Source organism: Microcoleus sp. Pol7_A1, assembly GCF_036701085.1.
Classification (GTDB): Bacteria; Cyanobacteriota; Cyanobacteriia; order Cyanobacteriales; family Microcoleaceae; genus Microcoleus; species Microcoleus asticus.
Genome location: NZ_JAUBQD010000056.1, coordinates 1 through 24,084 on the forward strand (window position 1 = coordinate 1; position 24,084 = coordinate 24,084).

The window sequence follows — 24,084 nt, forward strand, 5'->3', positions numbered from 1 at the left end:
TTAGTCAATATTAAGCACTTTAAAAACTGGTTTACAAGCTGCTGCTACTGTACTTCATGAGCCTGGAATCTGCTGTATATAGCCTTTCTCAGTTAGGTTGAGGTGTTCTCGAGCATAGGGCATAGGGCATAATAAGAAGGAGCCCGCGTACCTCACAACGCTTGAGAAACGCTATAGAACCCATTTGATATCTATTGCTGTTGCTGTAAGCCTTATACTAGATGGATTTCAGCTTTTTTGCCACCATCGCCACATGATTTGTCATCTTGTGGCTATTGAGTTATGCGAGACGGCTTGTTTAGCCGCCTTTTTTTTAAGAAAAGATGTCAAATGGGTTCTATAGGGATTGAGACGATCGTCCGATCGATGCGGACTTAAGGACACAGGATGCGGGCGATCGTACTAATTGAAAATGGGGCAATATCTTCAGTTAAACGAAGAAGGTTTAACGATCCAAGCCTTCGAGATTTCAACAGTTTGATGGCTGCTAAGCAGACTCAGCATAGACCTTGACAGGGCTATATGACTGAGCCTACCAGTTCATGGGAGTTCAACTGCTGAAAGTAATTGTGAAAGGCGCTGTAGCAAAAGTGTTTGGGCTGAGTGCAGGTAGAAATGATCTCCGGGAAACATCTCCAGCGAAAAAGCAGAGTTTGTCTGCTTTCGCCATGCTTCTAGGTCTTCGATACCGACTTTCCAATCTTCTAAGCCACCAAAAGCAGCGATCGGACAATCTAACGGCGCTTCAGGAGTGTAGGCGTAAGTTTCAACCACAGCAAAATCGGCTCGCAGAGTAGGAAGTAGCAGTTCCATCAGTTCGGCATTTTCTAGCACCGCTTTGGGAGTACCGTTATAACGGCACAATTGTCGTAAAAATTCTGGTTCTGGTAGAGCATGAATGGGCGGGTCGCGATCGGGAATTTGAGGAGCGCGATGTCCTGATACAAATAGGTGCAGTGGACTTTGGTTGTACTGTTTGCGGAGTAGTCGCGCCAGTTCAAAGCTCACCAATGCGCCCATACTGTGACCGAAGAAAGCAAAAGGTTTGTTAAGGCTGCTCAGGATGGTAAGAGCAAGAGTATCAATTAGAGGCTCGATCTCGGTGAAGGGAGTTTCCAGCAGTCGAAATCCACGTCCGGGAAGTTCGACCGGACAAACCTCTACATCTGACGGTAGGTTCCCTGGAAAAGCACGATAGCTCAAAGCCCCACCCCCGGCATAGTGGAAGCAGAATAGTCGTAACTTGGCTTCAGGATTGGGTTTCGGATAGGTAATCCAGGAGTTTGCAGTTATGGTAGCGTTCATAAATTAATACTGTTGAAAGACTTGACGCAGCAAGGGTTTGAGTTAATCTATCTCAAAAAAGATATGTGCGGGCGATGCCTGCGGCTGACTGCGCCTACGCGACTTTTTCGGGTTTGGATAACCGACAATAAGCAACTCTGGCGATTGCTACCTATAATTATTATCAATAATTCTGTCAAGAAGCTGCGATCCTTCTCAATGTTAAGGAGCCTCAACGCTTGGCTCATCGAGGTGAGAGAGGCGTTGTCACTCCGTCAGCTTGAATAGACATTTCCGAGAAATAATCTCAAACCCTTGCGCTGTATGAATAAAATCTAAATCTGACCGAGGTCTAATACGTAACCGTTTGTTGCTCTTAATAAAACTTTACAAAAATTTCCTGATTAGGGCTTGCCAAGAATCGAGAATAGGTAATACAATTCATCTAGCTTATTGAAATGAGTTCTCAACAATCAAGCAAACGAAGTCAGTGTGGCTGATGTAGGCTGTTCTTGCCGTTAACGATCGGTTCGCTGAAAAAATCGACATTTTTAAGTGAAAGCCAGGAAAATTAAGTCAAAACATCACTACTATTTATTCCATGACAAGTCCAAAGGATCGTTTATTTCATGAGAAGTCAAAAGGCGATGGATACACTGAAGGAAATACTGGCTAATTTAGGTATTCCCGAAGAGTCCCTTCATCAAGACACTTTACTGCGCGAGAATTTACAACTTGACTCTGTTGAAACAGTACAAGTTGCGCTGGAATTGAAACGAAGATTGGGGGTTAACTTGAAACTTGGAACCCGCCAAGATATGACATTAGCTCAAATCTGTAATGAGATCGAAACGGCGATGCCAGCCGAACATAAATGAGTATTTCTGAAAAATTACCTAGCATCTTCAACGTTGCAGCTTACTTCTTGGAAAGCAATCTGGCACAAGAAGGACGTAGCGAGAAAGTAGCGTTTTACCATCAGGATCGGACTTATACTTATGCCCAATTAAACAGCTTTGTCCGCCGTACAGCTAGATTATTCTCCGAATTAGGATTGGCGCGAGAAAACCGGATAGCCATTCTTTTGTCAGACACTCCAGAATCAGTATTTGCTTTCTGGGGAGCAATTTTCCTCGGTGCAGTACCAGTTCCGATCAATACGGCTTGTACGATCGATGACATCCACTATATCCTGCAAGATTCACGCGCCAAAGTCTTAGTGACTAACCAAGAGTGGCAAGAAAAACTGACTCCCATCCAGTCTAAGTTCTTGCAAAATATTCTCCTTGCAGACGGAGAAAAACCATTTTTGTCTTTGCTGACTCAGCAGACAGACGAACAGCTACCTTACGCCGAGACATCTGGAGATGAACCTGCTTTTTGGCTTTACACTTCCGGTAGTACGGGTAAACCCAAAGGTGTAATTCACAACCACCAAAGCATGGTAGTGTGTGCAGAACTGTACGGTAAAGGTAAACTCGGTTTGCATCAAGATGACATCACCTATTCAGTAGCAAAGATGCCTTTTGCCTACGGTTTAGGGAATAGTTTATATATGCCGATGGCAGTTGGTGCAGCGACAATATTATCAGATGCCAATAATGCTTTTGATATTATCGCGGACATCGATCGCTACCGACCGACAATTTTGTTTGGCATACCCAGCATATATGCGAGCATTCTCTCAGTGCATGAAATTGCGCCTCTAAATACTTCATCTTTAAGGTTGTGCTTATCAGCCGCCGAACAACTACCCAAAACCATTTGGTATAAGTGGCGAGACACTTACGGAATTGAGATTTATGAGGGTATTGGTACGACGGAATTGCTGCATATCTTTCTGTCTAATGCAGAGGGAGAATGTCGTCCCGGCAGTTCGGGTCGTCCACTTTCCGGTTATGATGTGCGAGTGGTTGATGAAAAGGGTTTCCCAGTTCCGGCGGGGGAAATTGGCGACCTAGAGGTGAGTGGAGAAAGTCTCATGCTGGGGTATTGGAATCGCCTGCGGGAAACGCGACAAGCTCTTTACGGGAACGCGATGCGAACGGGGGATAAATATCTGCAGGATGCAGATGGTTATTTCTGGTTTATGGGACGTAAGGATGATTTCTTCAAAGTAAATGGGATGTGGGTATCGCCGTTTGAAGTGGAAGATGTCTTACTCCAGCACGAAGGAGTTCTTGATGCGGCGGTAGTGCCAGAATGCGATCGCGGCGAACAATTAACTGAGATTATCGCTTACGTCAGCCTTAAACCAGACTTTGAGAAATCTCCCGATTTAGAAGAGAAAATTCGACAATTAGCTAGGACTAGATTACCCCATTTTAAGGCTCCTAAAAAAATCCACTTTTTGGAAACATTACCGCGCACGCCCACCGGAAAAATTCATCGCAAATCATTGCTGAAAATGCCTTAATGTTTAACTCCCTTCACCCAAAAATTGACCCCATGTATCAGGTAGCGAGCAACTTATTAACTTATCACGAACTATTCATCCCAGGTCAGAGAGATGCTCTGATTCTGTTGCAGAATCTATTAGATGCTGAGGTTTTTTCCAAATACGTAATGTACAAAAGTGAAAACGAAGTACGTATTGCTGGGAATGTTTTAGCGGAAATATCGGTAAGTTCTGACGATGTTTCGCTCGCTTTTATGGGTGAGATTAAGTCAGAACCGATTGTCGATCCGCTCAAGCAAGTAGAATCAGCCTTAGCATCTTTGCCGATCGAGAATTGGACTGCTTATGGTTACATCGGCTTTGATGTGGCTCGCTTCTACTACTCCTACTCCAAGGCAATTGAACAACCTCTGCTCTATTTTTTAGTTCCAGAAATCGAACTTTTTATCGCTCCTAGAGGAGTTCATATCAGAAGCATCAAGTCGCCAACAAAAGTTTTGGAAGCGTTATCAATAAATAGCGAATTGAGAGACTATGTAGCGACACCACCAGTTGTAGATTTCGCCGATCGAGAACAGTATCAAAACCATGTAGGCGAGCTGATTCAAGCCATCCAAAGCGGCGATTTACATAAAGCGATTATTTCCCGATCCGTGAAAGTGAAAGCGGAGATGGATTTGCTGGGAACTTATGCTTTAGGAGCGAAAAACAACAACTCAGCGCGATCGTATTGTTTGCACGCTGGCGAAGTAAGTGCGGTAGGCTTCAGTCCTGAAATTTTAATGGAAGTTAATGCTGATGGCTTTGTAGTTACTAATCCATTGGCGGGAACTAGACCGAGATCGGAAAATTTGGAAGAAGATTTACAATTGGAAAGTGAGTTATTTACTGATGCTAAAGAGGTAAAGGAACACGCGCTTTCGATCTGGCTGGCGCAAAGTGAGATGGCTGACGTTTGTCTACCAGAAACTCTTCGGATTTTTGACTTCATGCAGGTGAAGCAATACAGGTGCGTGCAGCATCTATCATCGCGAATTGGCGGTCAGCTAAAAGGAGAAAAAACTTTATGGGATGCTTTGAAAGTGTTATTTCCGGGTGTCACCGTATCCGGGATTGACAAACACAAAGCTCTCCAATGGATTGAGCGACTGGAAAAAGAACCGAGAGGAATTTATGCTGGGGGTATCGGTTGGGTTAATAGCAATGGCATGGCAGATATCGCGATCGCAATTCGCTCGGCTTATCAATATGGCGATTGGGTTTACTTAAATGCTGGTGCAGGAATTGTGGCAGAATCTATTCCTGAAAACGAGTATGTGGAGTCTGTTAACAAGATGAATACGATGTTAACAAATCTGGTTTTTAAATCTGCAAGCAAAGGTACTTAGTTGCGCTTCAGCGCTTCGGGAGGGCTAAAGCCCAACTACTTATCTAAGAGGGCTGAAGCCCAACTACGTACCTAAAAATTACTCCTAGTTTTAATGGTTATGATGAATCCTTCAGTCGGTATTCGATCGCTTGCACTCAGTTTTCCCAGCCTCATTCGGACTAATGATTATTGGTTGGAAAAGTTCCCTCATTTGTTTGCTGTAACTTCGCCAAGAAGAACGAGGTTATCTCAGTCTAATGAATTCACCTCCGACGATGATGGATTCGCTATTTGGTCGCAAGAAGTAGCACCATATTTATCAGACCCTTTTCGGGGTAATGTCGAGCGACGGGTGCTGGGTGCAGGCGAATCGTCGCTGATGCTGGAATGTCGCGCTGCTAGGGAGGCGCTGGATGCAGCAAAACTTTCTACTGATCAAGTGGAATTGGCGATCGTTGCTTCTATTTTCCCCGAACAACTGGTTCCTGGCAATGCCTCTTATCTCGCAGGTGAATTGCAATTGCAATGTCCGGCGTGGAATCTGGAATCGACTTGTTCGAGTGCGTTAGTTGCGCTGCAAAATGCGCGTGCGTTGGTGCAAACGGGAGAGTATCGCAATGTTTTGGTGGTTGTTTCTCACATTGAGTCTAACTCTGTAGATGAGGAAGATACTTTATCGTGGTCTATGGGAGACGCTGCTGGAGCTTTTGTGGTGGATTCGCTCAAACCCGATCGAGGAGTTTTGGGCACTAAAATAATTAACACTGCTGCTACTTGTGGTGCGTATTTACACGAACTGATAACAGACGCGCAAGGTAAGCCTGGAATGCGTACTCGGACAGGTGAGAACGCCAGCAGCTTCGCCGAAACAAGTGTGGAGTTCGTTCGTACTTGCTGTGAGGGCGCTGTGGCGGCGGCTGGCGTGACTCTCGAACAAATTGACTTTTTTGCCTTCAATACTCCGACAGCGTGGTATGCGAGGCTTTGTGCTAGGGCATTGGGCATCGATCCAGAACGCACCATCGATCTTTATCCTTGGTATGCAAATATCGGTTCTGTATTTGCGATCGCTAATTTATATCATGCTGCTCTTGCAGGTAAAATTCGCGAAAATGATTTAGTTCTCGTTTACACCAACGGCGCGGCTGCAACTGCGGCTGCAACGGTAATGCGCTGGGGTGATGTAGCGCTAGGAACTGCTCCTGCTCCCCCAATTAATGTTAATCGAGAAGAAGAGAAGAGCGCAGTTAATCTTTTCGATGTCCAAAAAGCTGTTCTATCCAAGGAAAAACTATTCGCCGCTGCACCGAGAGAACAGCAGCAAATATTGGAAACTTATCTAATAGAATGGCTCACCAATTCTTTACAAGTGCCTTTCGATAGTCTAACTCCCCAGCATTCTCTGGCTTTACTGCTTGATTCCTTAATGGCTTTTGAACTAAGGAGTCGAATCGAGACGGATCTACAAGTGCGAGTGCCAATAGAAAGATTCTTTGGGGACAACAACATAACTCAATTAGCCGAACTCGTACTTAATCAATTAGCTTTAGCGAACTTAACGGCATCAGAATCGGGTTTTGTTACCGAATTCAAAGCAGAGGAAGAAAGGGAAGTATTAAGTATTTGATTTGAACATCTAAGAAACAAACGATTGTCAATTGGTGCAATACTAACTTCAAGCTAAAAATATGAATTTACATTTACTTTTAAACACTTTATCTAACCAAGGCGTAAAACTTTCTAGCAATGGAAGTTCGCTAGAAATTGATGCGCCGAAAGGAGCAATTACTCCCGAATTGCGTAACTCATTAATTGAACATAAAGCAGAACTTATCCTGTTATTGCGCCAGAACAGCATGAGTGCGAGTTCTACTTCTTTACCAATAATTAAGCCAGCACCAGATTTGCGCTACGAACCTTTTCCCTTGACTGATATGCAGCACGCATTTTGGGTGGGTCGTAGTGGGGTATTAGACTTAGGAAATGTCGCAAATCACGGTTACTACGAGATTGAATGTCACGCCTTAGACGTGGAAAGATTGAACGCGGCGTTGCCCAAATTAATCGATCGCCACGATATGCTGAGGGCAATAGTATTGCCGGATGGCCAGCAACAAGTTCTCAAACAAGTTCCTACATATCAAATGGAGGTTTTGGATCTGAGGGGACAGGAGAAAGAAGTTGTAACCTCTGAGATTGAAGCAATTCGCGATCGCCTATCCCATCAAGTTTTACCTGCTGACCAATGGCCTTTATTTGAGTTTAGAGCAACGCGGTTAAATGGGGATGTAGTTCGGCTGCATATCAGCTACGATTTGCAAGTATTTGATGCTTGGAGTTTGTTTCGGTTATTTGATGAGTGGTTTCAACTGTATCAAAATCCTGATGCGATATTGCCACCGTTAGAAATAACATTTCGAGATTATGTTTTGGCAGAACAAGCATTGCAAGATACGGAATTATATAAGCGATCGCACGAATATTGGTTGAGTCGTCTGGATACTCTATCTCTAGCACCGGACTTACCTCTCGCCAAAAATCCTAAAGAACTCAAAGAGCATCGCAACAGGCGCTACGAAAGCGGACTGGAACGAACTGATTGGCAACAGTTAAAGTTGCGATCGGCGCAAGCGGGTGTGACTCCTTCTGGGCTATTACTGGCAGCTTTTGCTGAAATTATCGCGCTTTGGAGTCAAAGCCAAAAATTTACAATTAATCTGGCTTTATTTAATCGTTTACCGCTACATCCTCAAGTTCATGACATCTTAGGAGACTTTACCTCCGTCACTCTTTTAGCAGTAAATAATTCCGCTTGTGAGTCGTTTATCGATCGAGCCATTCGCCTTCAGAAACAACTGTGGCAAGATTTAGAACATCGCTATTTTAGTGGAGTCAGTGTGACGCGGGAATTGGCTCGCCGCAGAGGAACAACTCCTAGCGCGATGCCAATTGTTTTTACGAGCACTCTCGGCTTCCGTTCTCTGGGACAAGAAACTTTAACGTTCAGTCATTTTGGGGAATTGGTATATGGAATTAGTCAAGCATCCCAAGCTTGGATGGATATTCAAGTTTGGGAAGAAAAAGAAGCATTGACATTTAATTGGGACGTAGTTGAAGAACTTTTCCCGGAAGGTGCGATCGCAGATATGTTTGAGGCATATTGCCGTTTTCTCAAGCAACTTGCTAAGTCTGAATCTGCCTGGGTGGAAACGAATCGGCAACTTTTACCTCCGGCGCAATTAGCGCAAAGAAATGCGATTAATTCTACAGACGCAGCGATTCCAGATGATTTACTGCATAGTTTATTTGCCGCGCAAGTCCGGGAAAGAGGAGGTGAAAAGGCGGTCATTTCATCCGCACGAACATTAACTTATCAGGAATTATTCGATCGATCGAATCAAGTCGGTCATCGATTGCGCCAATTAGGGGTTATTCCCAATCAGCTAGTCGCTATAGTAATGGAGAAAGGATGGGAACAAATTGTCGCAGTTATGGGTATTTTGGCTGCAGGTGCTGCTTACCTCCCCATCGATCCAGGATTACCTGAAGAACGCTTATTTTATCTGTTAGAAAATAGCGAAGTTCAGATAGTTTTAACTCAATCTCGGTTGAAAGAAAAGCTTACTTGGCGCTCGGTAATTCAACTAATATGCGTAGATAATGAAGACTTAGCCGGAGAAAGCAAGCAAGCATTAAATCCCGTTCAAACACCAGACGATTTAGCTTATGTTATCTATACTTCTGGGTCTACAGGATTGCCAAAAGGGGTGATGATTACTCATCGCAATGTGGCGAATGTTGTTGTTTATACGAATCAGCGTTTTAATGTTAGTTCGCAAGACCGAATTTTAGCTTTGACCGCTCTCAATCACGATTTGTCCGTTTACGATATCTTCGGTCTTTTGAGTGCTGGCGGCGCGATCGTTTTGCCGGATGCTGTTGCTGTGAAAGATCCCCGTCATTGGGTAGATTTAATGATAAGAGAAGGGGTAACATTATGGAACTCAGTTCCGGCGATGATGGAGATGTTGGTAGATTACATGGAGGGTGAATCTGGAGCGATACTAAAAAGTTTGCGACTGGCAATTTTAGGAGGAGATTGGCTGCCGATTTCTTTACCAACTCGCATAAAATCCCTAGTACCAAATACCCAAATTCTCAGCATTGGCGGCCCGACTGAAACTACTATTTGGAATATTGGCTATCTCATTGAAAAAGTCGATCCAAATTGCAAGAGCATTCCCTACGGTCAACCGATGGCGAACTCGAAATATTATATTTTGAACGACGCTTTAGAAGACTGTCCGATGTGGGTTACGGGACAAATGTACTGTGCTGGGGTGCAGTTGGCAAAAGGCTATTGGCGCAATGAAGAAAAGACTGGCGACAGTTTTATTACTCATCCGCGCACGGGAGAACGTCTGTATCGGACAGGAGATTTAGGTTGTTATCATCCTGATGGCAACATTGAATTTTTAGGACGAGTTGATTTCCAGATTAAGATTCGGGGACACCGCATTGAAGTCGGAGAAATTGAGGCGGCTTTGACACAGCATCCTAATGTGAAAGCTTCGGTAGTGGCAGCAATTGGGGAACAGCATAAACAGCAGTTGGTAGCATACCTTATTTCCGACAGAAAACCAAATCCTACTATTGAAGAAGTTAGCGAATTTCTTAAAAAGAAGTTACCCGATTACATGATGCCATCAGCTTTTACATTTCTTGATGCTTTACCCCTTTCTGCTAATGGGAAAGTAGACCGTCGTGATCTGCTTATTCAAGATAGTTTTTTCCAAAAAGTAGAAGTTGCTTACGTTCCCCCAAAAAGCGAAGTTGAACAAACAATTGCTACTGCTGTAAGAGAGATTTTGGAACTAGAGAAGGTAGGCATTAACGATAATTTCTTTGACTTGGGTGGCAATTCATTACTAATCACAAAATTTTACAGGAGGCTGCGAGATTTGCTGCCAGACATGGTACAATATATTGCATTGACTGATTTGTTTAAATACTCAACAATTAGTGCTTTAGCAAAGCACTTAAACCAAAAATCTGTCTCCTTATTGCACGAGCCCAAAGCTGAAGCGGAAGAGAAAATCCAACAAGGAAAAAATCGCCTCCAGCAAAGATTTCAAAAATCCCGGCTTATGAATCTTTGAAAGTTATTTACTCCACTTTAGGAGTATAAAGATAAGCATTAACTTTATTTGTGGTTATGGATATTACATAAGTGCCGGGTTAAATTTTTACGACAGATGAACATAGATATTGAGAGGAAATAGAAGCCGATGAGTTACGAAAAAAATGGATTAGAAATTGCGATCGTAGGTATGTCTGGAAGATTTCCAGGAAGTAAAAGCATTGATGACTTTTGGGAGAATTTGAAAGCTGGGGTAAATTTAACTTCAACCTTTCCAAATCCAAGACCAAATAAATTAGCCGATGGCACAACAAAAGTAGGCTCTATTCTCGATAATATAGAACTATTCGATGCTTCTTTCTTTGGCTTTAATCCTAGAGAAGCAGAAACGATGGATCCCCAACACAAAATGTTTTTAGAGTGTGCTTGGGAAGCGCTGGAAAATGCTGGCTATGACTCTGAAATCGAACAAAGACCGATCGGAGTTTATGCGGGAACGGGAATTAGCACTTACTTGCTTTATAACCTTCATCCCAACCGAGAATTGATGGATTCAATGAGTTTCTTGCAAACTCTGGTTGGAGTCGATAAGGATTACGTTCCTACTCGCGTCTCCTACAAATTGAATCTGAAAGGGCCGAGTGTTAGTGTAGGAACAGCTTGTTCTAGTTCATTAGTGGCAGTTCATTTAGCTTGTCAAAGCTTATTAAGTGGCGAATGCGATATGGCTTTGGCGGCTGGTGTTGCTGTCAAAGTTCCTCAAAACGAACTAACACTATCGCCAGAAGGAATTATTTCTCCTGATGGCAAGTGCAGAGCTTTTGATGCCAAAGCAAACGGTACAATTGGCGGTAATGGAATTGGTGTTGTTGTTCTCAAGCGGTTGGATGATGCGATCGCAGAGCGAGATTGCATTTATGCTGTTATTAAAGGATCGGCTATTAATAATGATGGTGGATTAAAAGTTGGCTATACTGCTCCCAGTGAAGAGGGTCAATCGAGGGTAATTCGCTCGGCTCAAATTATGGCGGAAGTTGAGCCAGAAACAATCAGTTATATAGAAGCTCACGGAACCGGAACTCCTTTAGGCGATCCGATCGAAATCGCGGCGCTGACACAAGCTTTTCGAGCAAATTCTGATAAGAAAGGTTACTGTGCGATCGGCTCGGTCAAAACAAATGTAGGGCATTTAGATGCGGCCGCTGGAATTGTAGGTTTAATTAAAACTATTTTGGCACTGCATCACAAATTACTGCCTCCCAGTATAAATTTTGAGACACCAAATCCGCAGATAGACTTTGAAAATAGTCCGTTTTATGTCAACAGTAAACTTTCAAAATGGAAAGCTAACGGTAATCCTCGCCGTGCTGGAGTGAGCTCTTTTGGGATTGGCGGTACTAATGCTCATCTAATTCTCGAAGAAGCTCCTACATCAGAAGCGTCTAGTCCTTCTCGCGCCCAACAATTATTAATACTGTCAGCTAAAACTAATTCGGGATTAGAAACAGCTACAACTAATTTAGTTAACTATTTAGAGAAGTATTCCGATGTCAATCTTGCCGATGTAGCTTACACCCTGCAAGTCGGTCGTCGAGCATTCAATTATCGCCGGACGATCGTAGCAGAGAACGTTGAGGATGCAGTAAAAACTCTCACATCGAACAATCCCCAGCGAGTATTTACTAATTTTATCGAATCAAGCGATCGCGCCGTCGTTTTCATGTTTACAGGACAAGGCTCGCAATATGTCAATATGGCGCGGGAACTTTATCAGAGCGAATTAATATTTCGAGAAGAGTGCGATCGGTGTTTTAAATTACTTCAACCTCATTTAGGGTTAGATTTGGGTATGTTGATTTACCCCAGTAAGGAAGAAACCGAAAAAACAACGCAACAATTACAGCAAACTGCTATTACTCAACCCGCGCTATTTGTTATTGAATACGCGCTCGCCAAATTATTGATATCCTGGGGAATACAGCCCCAATCGATCATCGGTCACAGTATTGGCGAATATGTAGCAGCTTGTATCGGTGGCGTGTTCTCTTTAGAAGATGCTTTGTTGCTGGTAGCTACTCGCGGAAAAATGATGCAACAGTTACCTGGCGGGGGGATGATTTCCGTAAGTTTATCTGCGGAAAAAGTTCAATTATTTTTGAATGAAAACCTCTCTTTAGCCGCCAGTAATAGTCCATCTTTGAGCGTGGTTTCAGGAACGATAGAAGCGGTAGAAAACCTCGAACGTCAACTAGCAGAAAAGGGGATAGAATATCGCCACTTGCATACCTCTCATGCGTTTCATTCCGCAATGATGGATTCGATTATCGAACCGTTTGTGCTAGCACTTAAAAAAGTAAAATTCACTCCTCCTCAAATTCCCTTTATCTCCAATTTTACTGGTACTTGGATTACCGCTGCTGAAGCTATCGATCCGAATTATTGGGCGCGACATTTGCGGGAAACCGTGCGATTTTCTGAAGGAATTGCCGAGTTAATTAAAGATTCTCAACTCATTTTCCTCGAAGTTGGGCCGGGAAGAACATTAACTACGCTGGCTAAACAGCAAGCATCTGGACGAATCGTACTTTCTTCGCTTCCTCATCCCAAGGATAAAGAGTCAGATTCAGGATTTTTACTGAATACTCTGGGTAAACTTTGGCTAGCAGGAGTGCGGGTAGATTGGTCGGGATTTTATGCAAGTGAAAAACGCGATCGCATCCCCCTACCAACTTATCCTTTTGAGCGCCAACGTTATTGGATAGATCCACCAGCAGAATCAGCTACTAATCCTCAAGTAAAGTTGGATAGAAAACCAGATATTGCAGATTGGTTTTATATTCCCTCGTGGAAACGTTCTCTTCTCTCAACGCATAAATCGAATACCGTGCAAGTTCAGTCATGCTATCTGGTATTTATCGATGAATGCGGTTTGGGTGTTGAATTTTTGAAACGATTGGAGCGGCAAAATCAAGAAGTAATTACAGTCAAAATTGGGTCAGAATTTGCCAAATTTGGGGAAGATGTATATACTATCAATCCTCAACAACCCCAGGACTACAAGGCTTTGGTTAAAGCACTTTTTGACAGAGAGAATATTCCCAAAACGATCGCGCATTTGTGGACTGTGACGGGCGAAACTCAACAATCGGGCTGGGAATGGATTGACAGAGCGCAAGAAACAGGATTTTATAGTCTACTATTTCTAGCGCAAGCTTTGGGGGATGAGAATTTAACTAATGAGTTGCAAATTGTGGTTTTTTCTAATAACCTACAGGAAGTAACTGGAGATGAATTGCTCTGTCCAGAAAAAGCAACTTTGCTGGGAACTGTGAAAGCGATCGCGCAAGAATATCCAAATATCAATTGTCGCAGCATTGATGTTGTGCTTCCATCTTCGGGAAGTTGGCAAGAAAAACTCCTAGACCAACTATTGACAGAGATCGTAGCTGACAACCCCAAATCTAATGATGCGATCGTTGCTTATCGGGGCAATAATCGCTGGTTACAAAGTTTTGAGCCAGTTCAACTAAATGAAGCACTAGAAGAAACACCAGTTTTGAGGGAAGGAGGAGTTTATTTAATTACAGGTGGACTGGGGGGAATTGGTCTTGTTTTAGCAGAGAATTTGGCGAAAACAGTCAGAGCAAAACTGGTTTTAGTAGGACGTTCTGCGTTTCCCGATCGCAACGAGCGCTCGCAATGGTTAGCTACTCACGATGACCAAGATAACATTAGTCGCAAGATTCGCAAATTACTCGAATTTGAAGAGTCTGGTGCAGAGGTTTTGGTAGCTACCGCTGATGTTACTAATTTAGAACAAATGCAGGTTGCGATCGAGATTGCTCAAAAACAATTCGGTCATATCGATGGCGTGATTCACGCTGCTGGGGTTCCTGGAGGCGGTATAATTCAACGCAAAACGCGGGAGGAAGCTGAACGTATTTTAGCTCCTAAAGTAAAAGGTACTTTGGTGCTCGATCTTCTACTCAAAGATGTCGAGTTAGATTTCTTTGTTTTGTTCTCTTCTCTCGCTTCGGTGATAGGCGGAGTTGGACAGGTGGATTATGCTGGAGCTAATGCTTTTATGGATGCTTTTTCTCACTATAAAAACTCCACAAATGGCACGTTCACCACTTGTATTAACTGGGATGCTTGGCAAGAAGTGGGAATGGCTGCTGAAGAGGTGAAACAGTTCGAGCGAAATCAAGTATTTCCAATTTCGGAAATAGTTGGCGCCTTTGAATACATGACAGCAGCCAAAGATATTAGCAAAATTGCGCTCCCCTGGCATGAGAAAAGGGAAGCGGAAGAGGTAAAATATAATGTATTAGCTTCTCCCAATCTCCAGTTTCCTGCAAAAGGATTGCCAACAAAATTTACCGAAGATGGATTATTACCGTCAGAAGGTATTAACGTTTTTCGACGAATTTTAGAGAGGAAATTGCCCCAAGTTTTAGTATCGACCCGCGATTTGATGACCTTAATCGCTCGGCATAATTCGGATAGCATACTAAGTTTTTCAGAAACCGGAGAAACGACTAATTTATCCCAACCAAGACACCCTCGACCCGAATTAAGCAATGCTTATATTGCTCCCCTCAACGAGCTCGAAGAAACGATCGCTAACATTTGGCAAAAGTTTCTAGGTGTTAAGCAAGTAGGTATCCATGACAACTTTTTTGAATTAGGCGGACATTCCTTATTAGCCACCCAAGTTATTGCTCAGATGCGCCTAGCCATCAAGATGGATTTGCCGTTAAGCATCCTCTTTGATGCACCCACTGTAGCCGATATTTCCCAGTACATCGAGAAGATTCGTTTGACTACTGAAAAATTCCAAGCGCCTATTAATACTGAATTAGATGACAGAATGGAGATCGAATTATGAAACAATCAATTGACGAATTTTTATTCAACCTCAGCGAACTCGGTATCAAACTTTGGGTAGATAACGATCGCCTGCGCTGCAATGCTCCGAAGGAAATTTTGACACCTGCGTTGCGCGAACAATTGACCGATCGCAAAACTGAAATCCTGACATTTCTAAATAAATTTAGCGAACATTCCAGCATTCAAGACCAAACATTGCCTTTGATTTCACCAGACCTAAAAAATCGGTATCAGCCTTTCCCGCTCAACGATATGCAGCAGGCTTACTGGATCGGTAGAACGGATTCTTTTGATATGGGGAATGTGTCGATCCACAGCTATACAGAAATCGAGATCGTCGATCTAAATATAGACCGATTAAATTTAGCTTGGCAGCAGTTAATTAACCGTCACGATATGCTGCGAGCGATCGTTTTGCCGGATGGACAGCAGCAAATTTTGCCGCAAGTACCGCCTTATGAAATTCAGGTATTAGATCTGCGGGGAAAAGACGCTGAGGCTGTAGCTTTTCAAATAGAAATGATTCGCGATCGCCTCTCGCACCAAATGTTACCTCTCGAACAGTGGCCTCAATTTGAAATCGTCGCATCTCAATTAGATGAAAATAGCAGCAGGCTTCATATCAGCATCGATGGCTGGTGTCTTGATGGTAGGAGTTTACAGCTTTTATTCCGAGAGTTAAAAGAACTCTACGAAGCTCCCGATCGCTTCCCCTCAACCCTAGAACTTTCATTCCGAGACTACGTTTTAGCTGTGATAGATCTCGAAAATTCACCCCTCTATCAAAAATCTTTAAAATATTGGCTATCTCGTATCCCCACGTTACCACCAGCACCGGAATTACCCCTAGCACAAAATCCCAGCAATCTCAAAAACCCTCGATTTGTTAGTCTCAAATACAAAATAGAATCTCAAGCGGTACAAAGACTAACAAATCGAGCTGCTAAAGGAAGTTTAACCTTAGCTGGAACATTGCTTGCTGTCTACGCGGAAGTGATAGGACGGTGGACTAAAAACCAGAGATTTACTATCAACGTGCCGCGATTCAATCGCCTACCATTGCATCCTCAAGTCTACGATATTATGGGAGAATTGGTATCATTTACTCTCCTAGAAATAGACAACTCAGGAAATGAATCATTTGAAGTGCGATCGCAGCGCATTCAGTCGCAACTTTGGCAGGATTTAGAACACGACTATGTAACTGGCGTGCGAGTCCTGCGGGAATTAGCTAAGGTTCAAGGCAAGGCGGGAGGAGTCGCAATGCCGATCGTATTTACGACTACTCCTCAAGATGTGGATGGTAATAATGCGATCGGAGATATTCCTCTGGGAAAAGTGGTTTATAACGTCTACCAAACCCCGCAAATTTGGATAGATAATATCTATTTCGTGGAGTCGGATGGCTCTCTAACCTACACTTGGCAAGTTGTAGACGAACTATTCCCAGAAGGGATGATCGATGATATGTTCGACGCAGCTTGTAGTCTCCTGCAACGCTTAGCTGATGAAGAAAACACTTGGCAAGAAACAGCGCCGCAATTAATACCACCCGCACAATTAGAACAACGCGCAGCTATCAACAATACTGCGGCTGAAGTATCAGATACGTTACTCCACAGTTTGTTTTCAACTCAAGTTAAACAGCGACCAGAAAAAACGGCTGTGGTAACTTCCACTAGCAGCTTAACCTATCAGGAATTATTCGAGAGATCGAATCAAGTCGGTCATCAACTGCGGCAATTAGGAGTTCTTCCCGGTCGGTTAGTCGCCATAGTAATGGAGAAAGGATGGGAACAAATTGTTGCAGTTATGGGCATTTTAGCTGCCGGTGCTGCTTACGTACCCATCGACCCCGGATTGCCGGAAGAACGCTTGTTTTATCTCTTAGAAAACAGCCAAGTTGAAATTGTTTTGACTCAATCGAGGTTAAAAGAAAAACTTACTGGGCGTGAAGGAATTCAACTACTCTGTTTAGACAATGAAGACTTAGCAAAAGAAAGCAAACAAGCATTAGATCCAGTTCAAAAACCAGACGATTTAGCTTATGTAATTTACACCTCGGGTTCCACAGGCAAACCCAAAGGAGTAATGATTACTCATCGCAACGTGGTGAATGTGGTTGTCCACACTAATAGACGCTTTAATGTCAGTTACCAAGACTCTATCCTAGCTGTAACCGCGCTCAATCACGACTTATCTGTTTACGACATTTTTGGTCTTTTAAGTGCTGGAGGTAGCATTGTCATGCCAGATGCTGAAGCGGTCAAAGATCCATCGCGCTGGGTAGATTTAATGGTGCGAGAAAAAGTGACTTTATGGAATTCAGTCCCGGCGATGATGGAGATGTTAGTTAGTTATGTCGAACAGCAATCGGCAACTATTCCTTTAAGTTTGCGTTTGGCAATTTTGGGTGGAGATTGGCTACCGATTTCTTTGCCAGAACGACTAAAATCTTTACTGTCAAGTATCCAAATCCTTAGTATTGGTGGTCCGACTGAAACTACAATTTGGAACATCGGTTATCTCATCGAAAAAGAAGACCCAAACTGGAAAAGTATTCCCTACGGTCAACCGATGGCTAACGCCAAATATTACATTTTGAACGAATCTTTAGAAGATTGTCCGGTGTGGGTTCCGGGTCAAATGTACTGCGCTGGCGTACAATTAGCAAAAGGTTACTGGCAGGACGAAGAAAAGACTAAAACTAATTTCATCACTCATCCGCGCACGGGAGAACGGATTTATCGCACGGGAGATTTAGGTCGCTATTTACCAGATAGCAACATCGAGTTTTTAGGACGAGTAGATTTCCAGATCAAGATTCGAGGACAGCGCATTGAGACCGGAGAAATCGAAGCGGCTTTAACCCAACATCCCAATGTAAAAGCTTCTGTAGTTACAGTTGTGGGTAACGAGTCTAACCAACAGCGCTTGGTGGCTTACATCGTCCCCAAACAGAAAATTTCTACCGAAAATAAGCTGGCTGAAGCTTATGAGCCGGGTCAACTTGAAGGAGTATTAATCGATCCGGCAGAACGCATTGAATTTAAGTTCAAACAACTAGGACTGCGACAGCTTCAACCCACTCAACCCAGTATTGAGTTGCCAAAACCTGAGTTTGATGAAATTATGAACCAGGCTTATTTGCAGCGTCAAAGTTATCGGCAATTTTTAGATAAAGCCATTTCTTTGAAACAGTTAGGTGAGTTTTTAAGTTGCCTGCTACCAATAACGCTGGATAGTTCCCCTTTACCTAAATATCGCTATGCTTCCGCTGGTGGGCTCTACCCCGTGCAGGCATATTTGTATGTTAAACCCAACCGAGTGGAAGGGTTAGAAAGTGGATTTTACTATTACAATCCTACTTACCACCGTTTGGTATTTGTGAGTGCTGCTAGTAATATTAACAGCAGGATCTATCAAAAAAATCAGCTAATTTTTGAGGAATCGGCTTTTTCTCTATTTTTGATCGGGCAACTGAGTGCGAGCGCGCCGATGTATGGAGAAGTGACGCGAGATTTTTGTATGTTGGAGGCGGGTTATATCAGTCAGTTACTGATGGAAACCGCGCCAAAATATGAAATTGGTTTGTGTCCTATTGGTTCGATAGAATTTGACCAATTGCGAGATTTATTGGCACTCGAATCCAGTCAAATTTTACTTCACAATATGGTAGGCGGAGGAATAGATCCAAGTTGGACTAAGCAGTGGTTGGAGGAAAAACCTGCAACATTTCAGAACGATCGATCAGAATCATTAACTGATGAATTACGCGATTTCTTGCAGCAGAAACTTCCCGAATATATGGTACCTTCTGGTTATGTGCTACTAGACGACTTACCATTAACACGGAATGGTAAAGTCGATCGCCTCGCCTTGTCTGCGCTAGAGAGTCTGCTTCCCCAGCAGAGTGCGGCTTACGTTGAGCCAGTAACTGATTCCGAACAACTAATTGCAGGGGTTTGGCAACAGCTACTTCAACTCGAAAAAGTGGGAATTCATGACAATTTCTTTGAGTTGGGGGGTAATTCGTTACTCATGGTCAAGACTCAACTCAAATTGCAAGAAATATTGGGTAAAAAAATACCGATAGTTGATATGTTTAAAGCCCCAACTATTTCTTCTTTGCTCAAATATTTAAATCAAAATGAAACTACAAAAACCTCGACCGAACAAGGTCAAGAGCGAGGCTCAATACGGAGCGATCGCCAAACTTTACGAGGTCAACAACAACAATCCAGACAGAAGCATCGGGGGAGGATAAATTAGATTTTGGAGTTGCGATTTTAAATTATCAATGATAAATAAGAAAGGAGGTTAAGATGAGTGAAGTGCATTTACAGAATGATATGAATGGGTCGGAAATAGCCATTATCGGAATGGCAGGTCGTTTCCCTGGTGCAAAAGATATCGATGTTTTCTGGCAGAATCTGCGAGACGGTGTAGAGTCAATTGCATTTTTTTCAGATGAAGAACTACTCTCTTCAGGTGTAGACTCAACTTTGCTGAACAACCCTAATTACGTTAAAGCTAATGCTGTCCTGGCAGGCGTTGAAGGATTTGATGCTGAGTTTTTCGGCTTCAGTCCGAAAGAAGCTGAAATTTTAGATCCCCAACATAGATTATTTATGGAATCTGCTTGGGAAGCACTAGAAAATGCAGGTTACAATTCGGAAACTTACCAAGGTTCGATCGGTGTTTACGCAGGTTCAGAAACTAACACTTACCTGCTCAACAATATCTATCCTAATTTTGGTCTATCAGATTTACAAACGCTGCTAGGAAATGATAAAGATTATCTATCTTCCAGAGTTTCTTATAAATTGAACCTCAAAGGGCCGAGTGTCAGCGTTCAAACCGCCTGTTCTACTTCACTGGTGGCTATTCATATCGCTTGCCAAAGTTTATTGAATGGCGAATGCGATATATCTTTGGCTGGTGGCGTTGCAGTTCGCGTTCCACAGAAGGTTGGGTATTTGTCTCAAGAGGGATTTGCTTCTCCCGACGGACATTGCCGAAGTTTTGATGCTAAAGCGCGGGGAAGTATTTTCGGTAGCGGTGTAGGAGTTGTGGTTCTCAAGCGGTTAGATGATGCGATCGCAGATGGAGATTCCATTCACGCAATTATCAAAGGTTCGGCAATTAATAATGACGGCGCGTTGAAAGCTGGCTATACTGCTCCGAGTCCAGATGGTCAATCAGCAGTGATTTCCGAAGCTCAAGCGATCGCGGGAATTGAACCGGAAACAATAAATTATATTGAAGCTCACGGAAGCGGAACACCTTTAGGAGATCCGATCGAAATTGCTGCGCTAACCCAAGTTTTTCAAAATCGTACTACACAAAAAGCTTTCTGTGCAGTTGGTTCCGTTAAAACTAATTTCGGACATCTCGGTGCTGCTGCTGGCGTAGCAGGTTTAATTAAAACAGTTTTAGCCATCGAACATCAGTTAATTCCACCAAGTTTGCATTTTGAAGAACCCAATTCCAAGATTGATTTTGCTAACAGTCCGTTTTACGTCAACACCAAACTTTCACAGTGGGAAACGCACCAAAATCCTTGCCGTGCTGGGGTTAGTTCTTTAGGAATTGGAGGTACAAATGCTCACGTAATTCTCGAAGAAGCGCCGCCTGCTCAAACTTCTGAAACATCTCGTACTTGGCAATTACTAATGTTATCTGCCAAAACTAACTCAGCTTTGGAAACGGCGACGGCAAATTTAGCCGAACACTTAAAACAGCATCCTGACCTCAACTTAGCTGATGTCGCTTACACCTTGCAAGTAGGTCGTCGATCTTTTGAGCATCGGCGAACGGTGGTTTGCAAAGATATTCAAGATGCGATCGCAGCACTTCAAAATCCCAAACGAGTTCTCAATAATATTCAGGATGGAATCGAACGTCCAGTCGCTTTTATGTTTACAGGACTGGGAACTCAATATGTCAACATGGGTTGGGAATTATACCAAGTTGAACCGACATTTCAAGAGACAGTCGATCGCTGTTGCGAATTTCTAATACCTCTGCTTGGTTTGGATTTACGAGATGTAATGTATCGCGATCGCAACGAGCAGAAAACCACCTCTCCATCAGGTTTCGATCTGCGAAAAATGCTCGGTCGCGGCGAACAAAAGGTAGATGAAACTACTCAAAAACTAAATGAAACTCGTCTCACTCAACCCGCTATTTTTGTTGCCGAATATGCTTTAGCTCAGTTGTGGATTTCCTGGGGAATTCATCCTGTGGCAACGATCGGTTACAGCATCGGTGAATATGTCGCCGCCACGCTAGCAGAAGTGTTATCTCTAGAAGATGCTCTTACTCTCGTCGCCAAAAGAGCGCAGATGATTCAAGAGTTACCAAATGGAGCGATGTTGGCGGTTCCTTTGGGTGAGGAAAAGGTACGTCCTTTGCTGAATAAAAACCTTTCTTTATCGGCAATTAATGGTTCTGCTTTTTGCGTAGTAGCGGGAACTACAAACGCTATAGATGAATTGGCTGCTCAACTAACTGAAAAAGGTTTAGCTTGTCGGCGCTTGCAAAGTTCCCATGCTTTCCATTCTCAGATGATGGAAGCGATCGCTCAACCATTCACCGAATTAGTGAAAACCGTCAATCTTCAAGCACCAAAAATTCCTTATATATCAAACGTCACCGGAACTTGGATTACCGCAGAACTTGCTACCGATCCTAATTATTGGACTCAGCATTTGTGTCAACCCGTGTTATTTGCTGATGGGATGCAAGAGTTGTGGAAAAAACACAAACCGATTCTATTAGAAGTCGGGCCGGGACAGACGCTGTGCAGCTTGGCGTTACAGTGTTTAGAAAATGTGGCGATCGCGGATAAAGTCGCGTTACCCTCGCTGCGAGATGCTTACAATCAACAGTCAGATTTGGCTTTCTTGTTCAATACTTTGGGTCAGCTTTGGCTTTCAGGAGTCAAGATAGATTGGTCGGGATTTTATACTAGCGATCGCCGTTCTCGAATTCCATTACCGACTTATCCGTTCGAGCGTCAACGTTACTGGATCGAACCTCCCAAAAATACGCCAAATCTCCATCATGTTCGGAAAGATTTAGAACACAAACTTGATATTTCCGATTGGTTTTACATTCCATATTGGAAACAATCTCCGTTATCGATATCGTTGCAAACCGATAAATTAATTGCTCAAAAACAATCGTGGCTGGTGTTTATCGATCGCTGTGGGGTAGGCTCTCAACTCGTAGAAAGACTTGAGCGCCAGAATCAAGATGTAATAGTGGTGAGAAGTGGTGAGCAATTCGATAAGATAGGCGATCGCGAATACGCGATTAACCCTGAAAAGAAAGAAGATTATGATACTTTATTGAATGAGATTCAAAGCTTGGGTGAACTTCCGCAAATTATTGCCCATTTGTGGAACGTAACACCGAGCGATCGCATCCCTAAAAGACTTGATGATTTTGATAAATTTCAACAGCTTGGTTTCTATAGTTTACTGTTTTTGGCAAAAGCACTGGGAGAACGTAATCTGACTGACTCTCTGCAACTTTGTGCGATTTCCAATAATATGCAGGAGGTATTTGACGAAGAGGAGTTGTATCCAGAAAAAGCCACGATTTTAGGAATATGCAAGGTAATTTCCCAGGAATATTCAAACCTTGCCTGTCGTAGCATTGACATCGCGCTTCCACGAACGGAAACTCGGAAATGGCAGCAATTAATAAACCAATTGTTAGTAGAATTGACTGCGGAAACTCCCGATCGTGTTATCGCTTATCGCGGCAATCATCGCTGGGTACAAGACTTTAAAACTTTGCCCATGAAAGGTCAAACTCTACCTACGACTAGATTACGGAAAGGAGGAGTATATGTAATCACAGGAGGATTGGGGAAACTCGGACTAATTGTGGCAGAATACTTAGCAAAAACAGCCCAAGCTAAGTTAGTATTAATTGGCCAATCTGGATTACCCTCAAAAGCTGAATGGCAACATGACGAACAAAACAGATTGAAGGTTGAAAAAGTTAAGTTTTTAGAAGATTTGGGCGCAGAAATTCTCACCGTCAAAGCAGATGTTTCCAACTTTGAACAAATGCAAGCGATGGTGAATCAGGTACGCGATCGATTTGGTAAAATTAATGGAGTAATTCACGCCGCCGGAACGGCCAGTGCCAGTTTTATTCAGCAGAAAGATCCCGAAGCAGCCAAAAGTGTTTTTGCACCTAAAGTGAAAGGAACATTGGTAATAAATGAGGTATTGAAGGATGAAAAGCTAGATTTTTTCGTTCTATTTTCTTCAATTTCTTCAATTGTCGGTGGATTAGGTCAGGCAGATTACTGTGCAGCAAGTTCTTTTCTCGATGCCTTTGCCCATTATAATTTCTTCAGGCACGAAATGCTGACAGTTTCTATTAATTGGGATGGCTGGCAAGAAAACAACTTGCAAGATGAATGGCTTTCATCATTGCCTCCAGAAGTACAAGTTCAGATTAAGCAGGCGCGAGAGAAATACAGCATTACCTCTCAAGAAGGTGTAAAAGCGTTAGACTATATCTTGTCTAATACATTTCCTCAAGTCATTGTCTCAACGCGAAATCTCCAAACTGTCATCGAACACGACCAGATTTCTACGCTAGCAAATGTACTGGAAAATTTAGAAACTTCTAGTACCAAATCAACCCACAAACGACCGATTCTAAAAACTGCATATGTCGCACCTAGCAATGATACTGAGTACAGAATTGCTGGCATTTATCAAGAGTTGCTGGGAATCGATGGCGTAGGCATAAATGACAGCTTTTTTGACTTGGGAGGAAACTCTTTGATCGGGATTCAGTTAATTTCTCGGCTTCGCCAAGACTTCCAGATAGAACTATCTATTCCTTCCCTTTTTCAGTCACCATCTGTAGCTGAATTAGCTTTTGTTATTGAGGAAATCATCATCAACGAATTAGAAAGATTAACTGAAGATGAAGTTAGCGAACTTGTACCAGTTAACTCCATGATATGAC

General features: G+C 43.0%; 9 protein-coding genes. 8 read left to right on the forward strand and 1 reads right to left on the reverse strand.

Going from position 1 to position 24,084, the window contains the following annotated elements:
* Positions 1 to 540: 540 nt before the first annotated feature.
* Positions 541 to 1,305, reverse strand: a complete 765-nt coding sequence (locus QUA20_RS24680) for a thioesterase II family protein (protein WP_333191950.1) — start codon at positions 1,303 to 1,305, stop codon at positions 541 to 543.
* Positions 1,306 to 1,913: 608 nt separating this feature from the next.
* On the opposite strand from QUA20_RS24680, the gene QUA20_RS24685 reads away from it, so the two are divergent.
* The 8 genes from QUA20_RS24685 (at position 1,914) to QUA20_RS24720 (ending at position 24,083) form a co-directional block, all read left to right on the forward strand.
* Complete coding sequence (locus QUA20_RS24685) at positions 1,914 to 2,162, forward strand: acyl carrier protein (protein ID WP_333191953.1); 249 nt, start codon at positions 1,914 to 1,916, stop codon at positions 2,160 to 2,162.
* Entirely contained in the window at positions 2,159 to 3,700 is a 1,542-nt protein-coding gene (locus tag QUA20_RS24690) for a benzoate-CoA ligase family protein (RefSeq protein WP_333191954.1), read from the forward strand. The genes QUA20_RS24685 and QUA20_RS24690 overlap by 4 nt, the downstream gene beginning before the upstream one ends.
* Positions 3,700 to 5,070, forward strand: a complete 1,371-nt coding sequence (locus QUA20_RS24695) for a salicylate synthase (RefSeq protein ID WP_333191956.1) — start codon at positions 3,700 to 3,702, stop codon at positions 5,068 to 5,070. The genes QUA20_RS24690 and QUA20_RS24695 overlap by 1 nt, the downstream gene beginning before the upstream one ends.
* Before the next feature lie 99 nt (positions 5,071 to 5,169).
* Positions 5,170 to 6,678: a 3-oxoacyl-[acyl-carrier-protein] synthase III C-terminal domain-containing protein gene (locus QUA20_RS24700; RefSeq protein WP_333191959.1), complete on the forward strand. Its 1,509-nt coding sequence runs from the start codon at positions 5,170 to 5,172 to the stop codon at positions 6,676 to 6,678.
* A 61-nt stretch (positions 6,679 to 6,739) separates the two neighbouring features.
* Positions 6,740 to 10,210, forward strand: a complete 3,471-nt coding sequence (locus QUA20_RS24705) for an amino acid adenylation domain-containing protein (RefSeq protein WP_333191962.1) — start codon at positions 6,740 to 6,742, stop codon at positions 10,208 to 10,210.
* A 129-nt stretch (positions 10,211 to 10,339) separates the two neighbouring features.
* Entirely contained in the window at positions 10,340 to 15,079 is a 4,740-nt protein-coding gene (locus tag QUA20_RS24710) for an SDR family NAD(P)-dependent oxidoreductase (RefSeq protein WP_333191963.1), read from the forward strand.
* On the forward strand, positions 15,076 to 19,353 hold the full coding sequence (locus QUA20_RS24715) for an amino acid adenylation domain-containing protein (RefSeq protein ID WP_333191964.1): 4,278 nt from the start codon (positions 15,076 to 15,078) through the stop codon (positions 19,351 to 19,353). The genes QUA20_RS24710 and QUA20_RS24715 overlap by 4 nt, the downstream gene beginning before the upstream one ends.
* 53 nt (positions 19,354 to 19,406) lie before the next feature.
* Positions 19,407 to 24,083, forward strand: a complete 4,677-nt coding sequence (locus QUA20_RS24720) for an SDR family oxidoreductase (protein ID WP_333191967.1) — start codon at positions 19,407 to 19,409, stop codon at positions 24,081 to 24,083.
* Position 24,084: the final 1 nt, after the last annotated feature.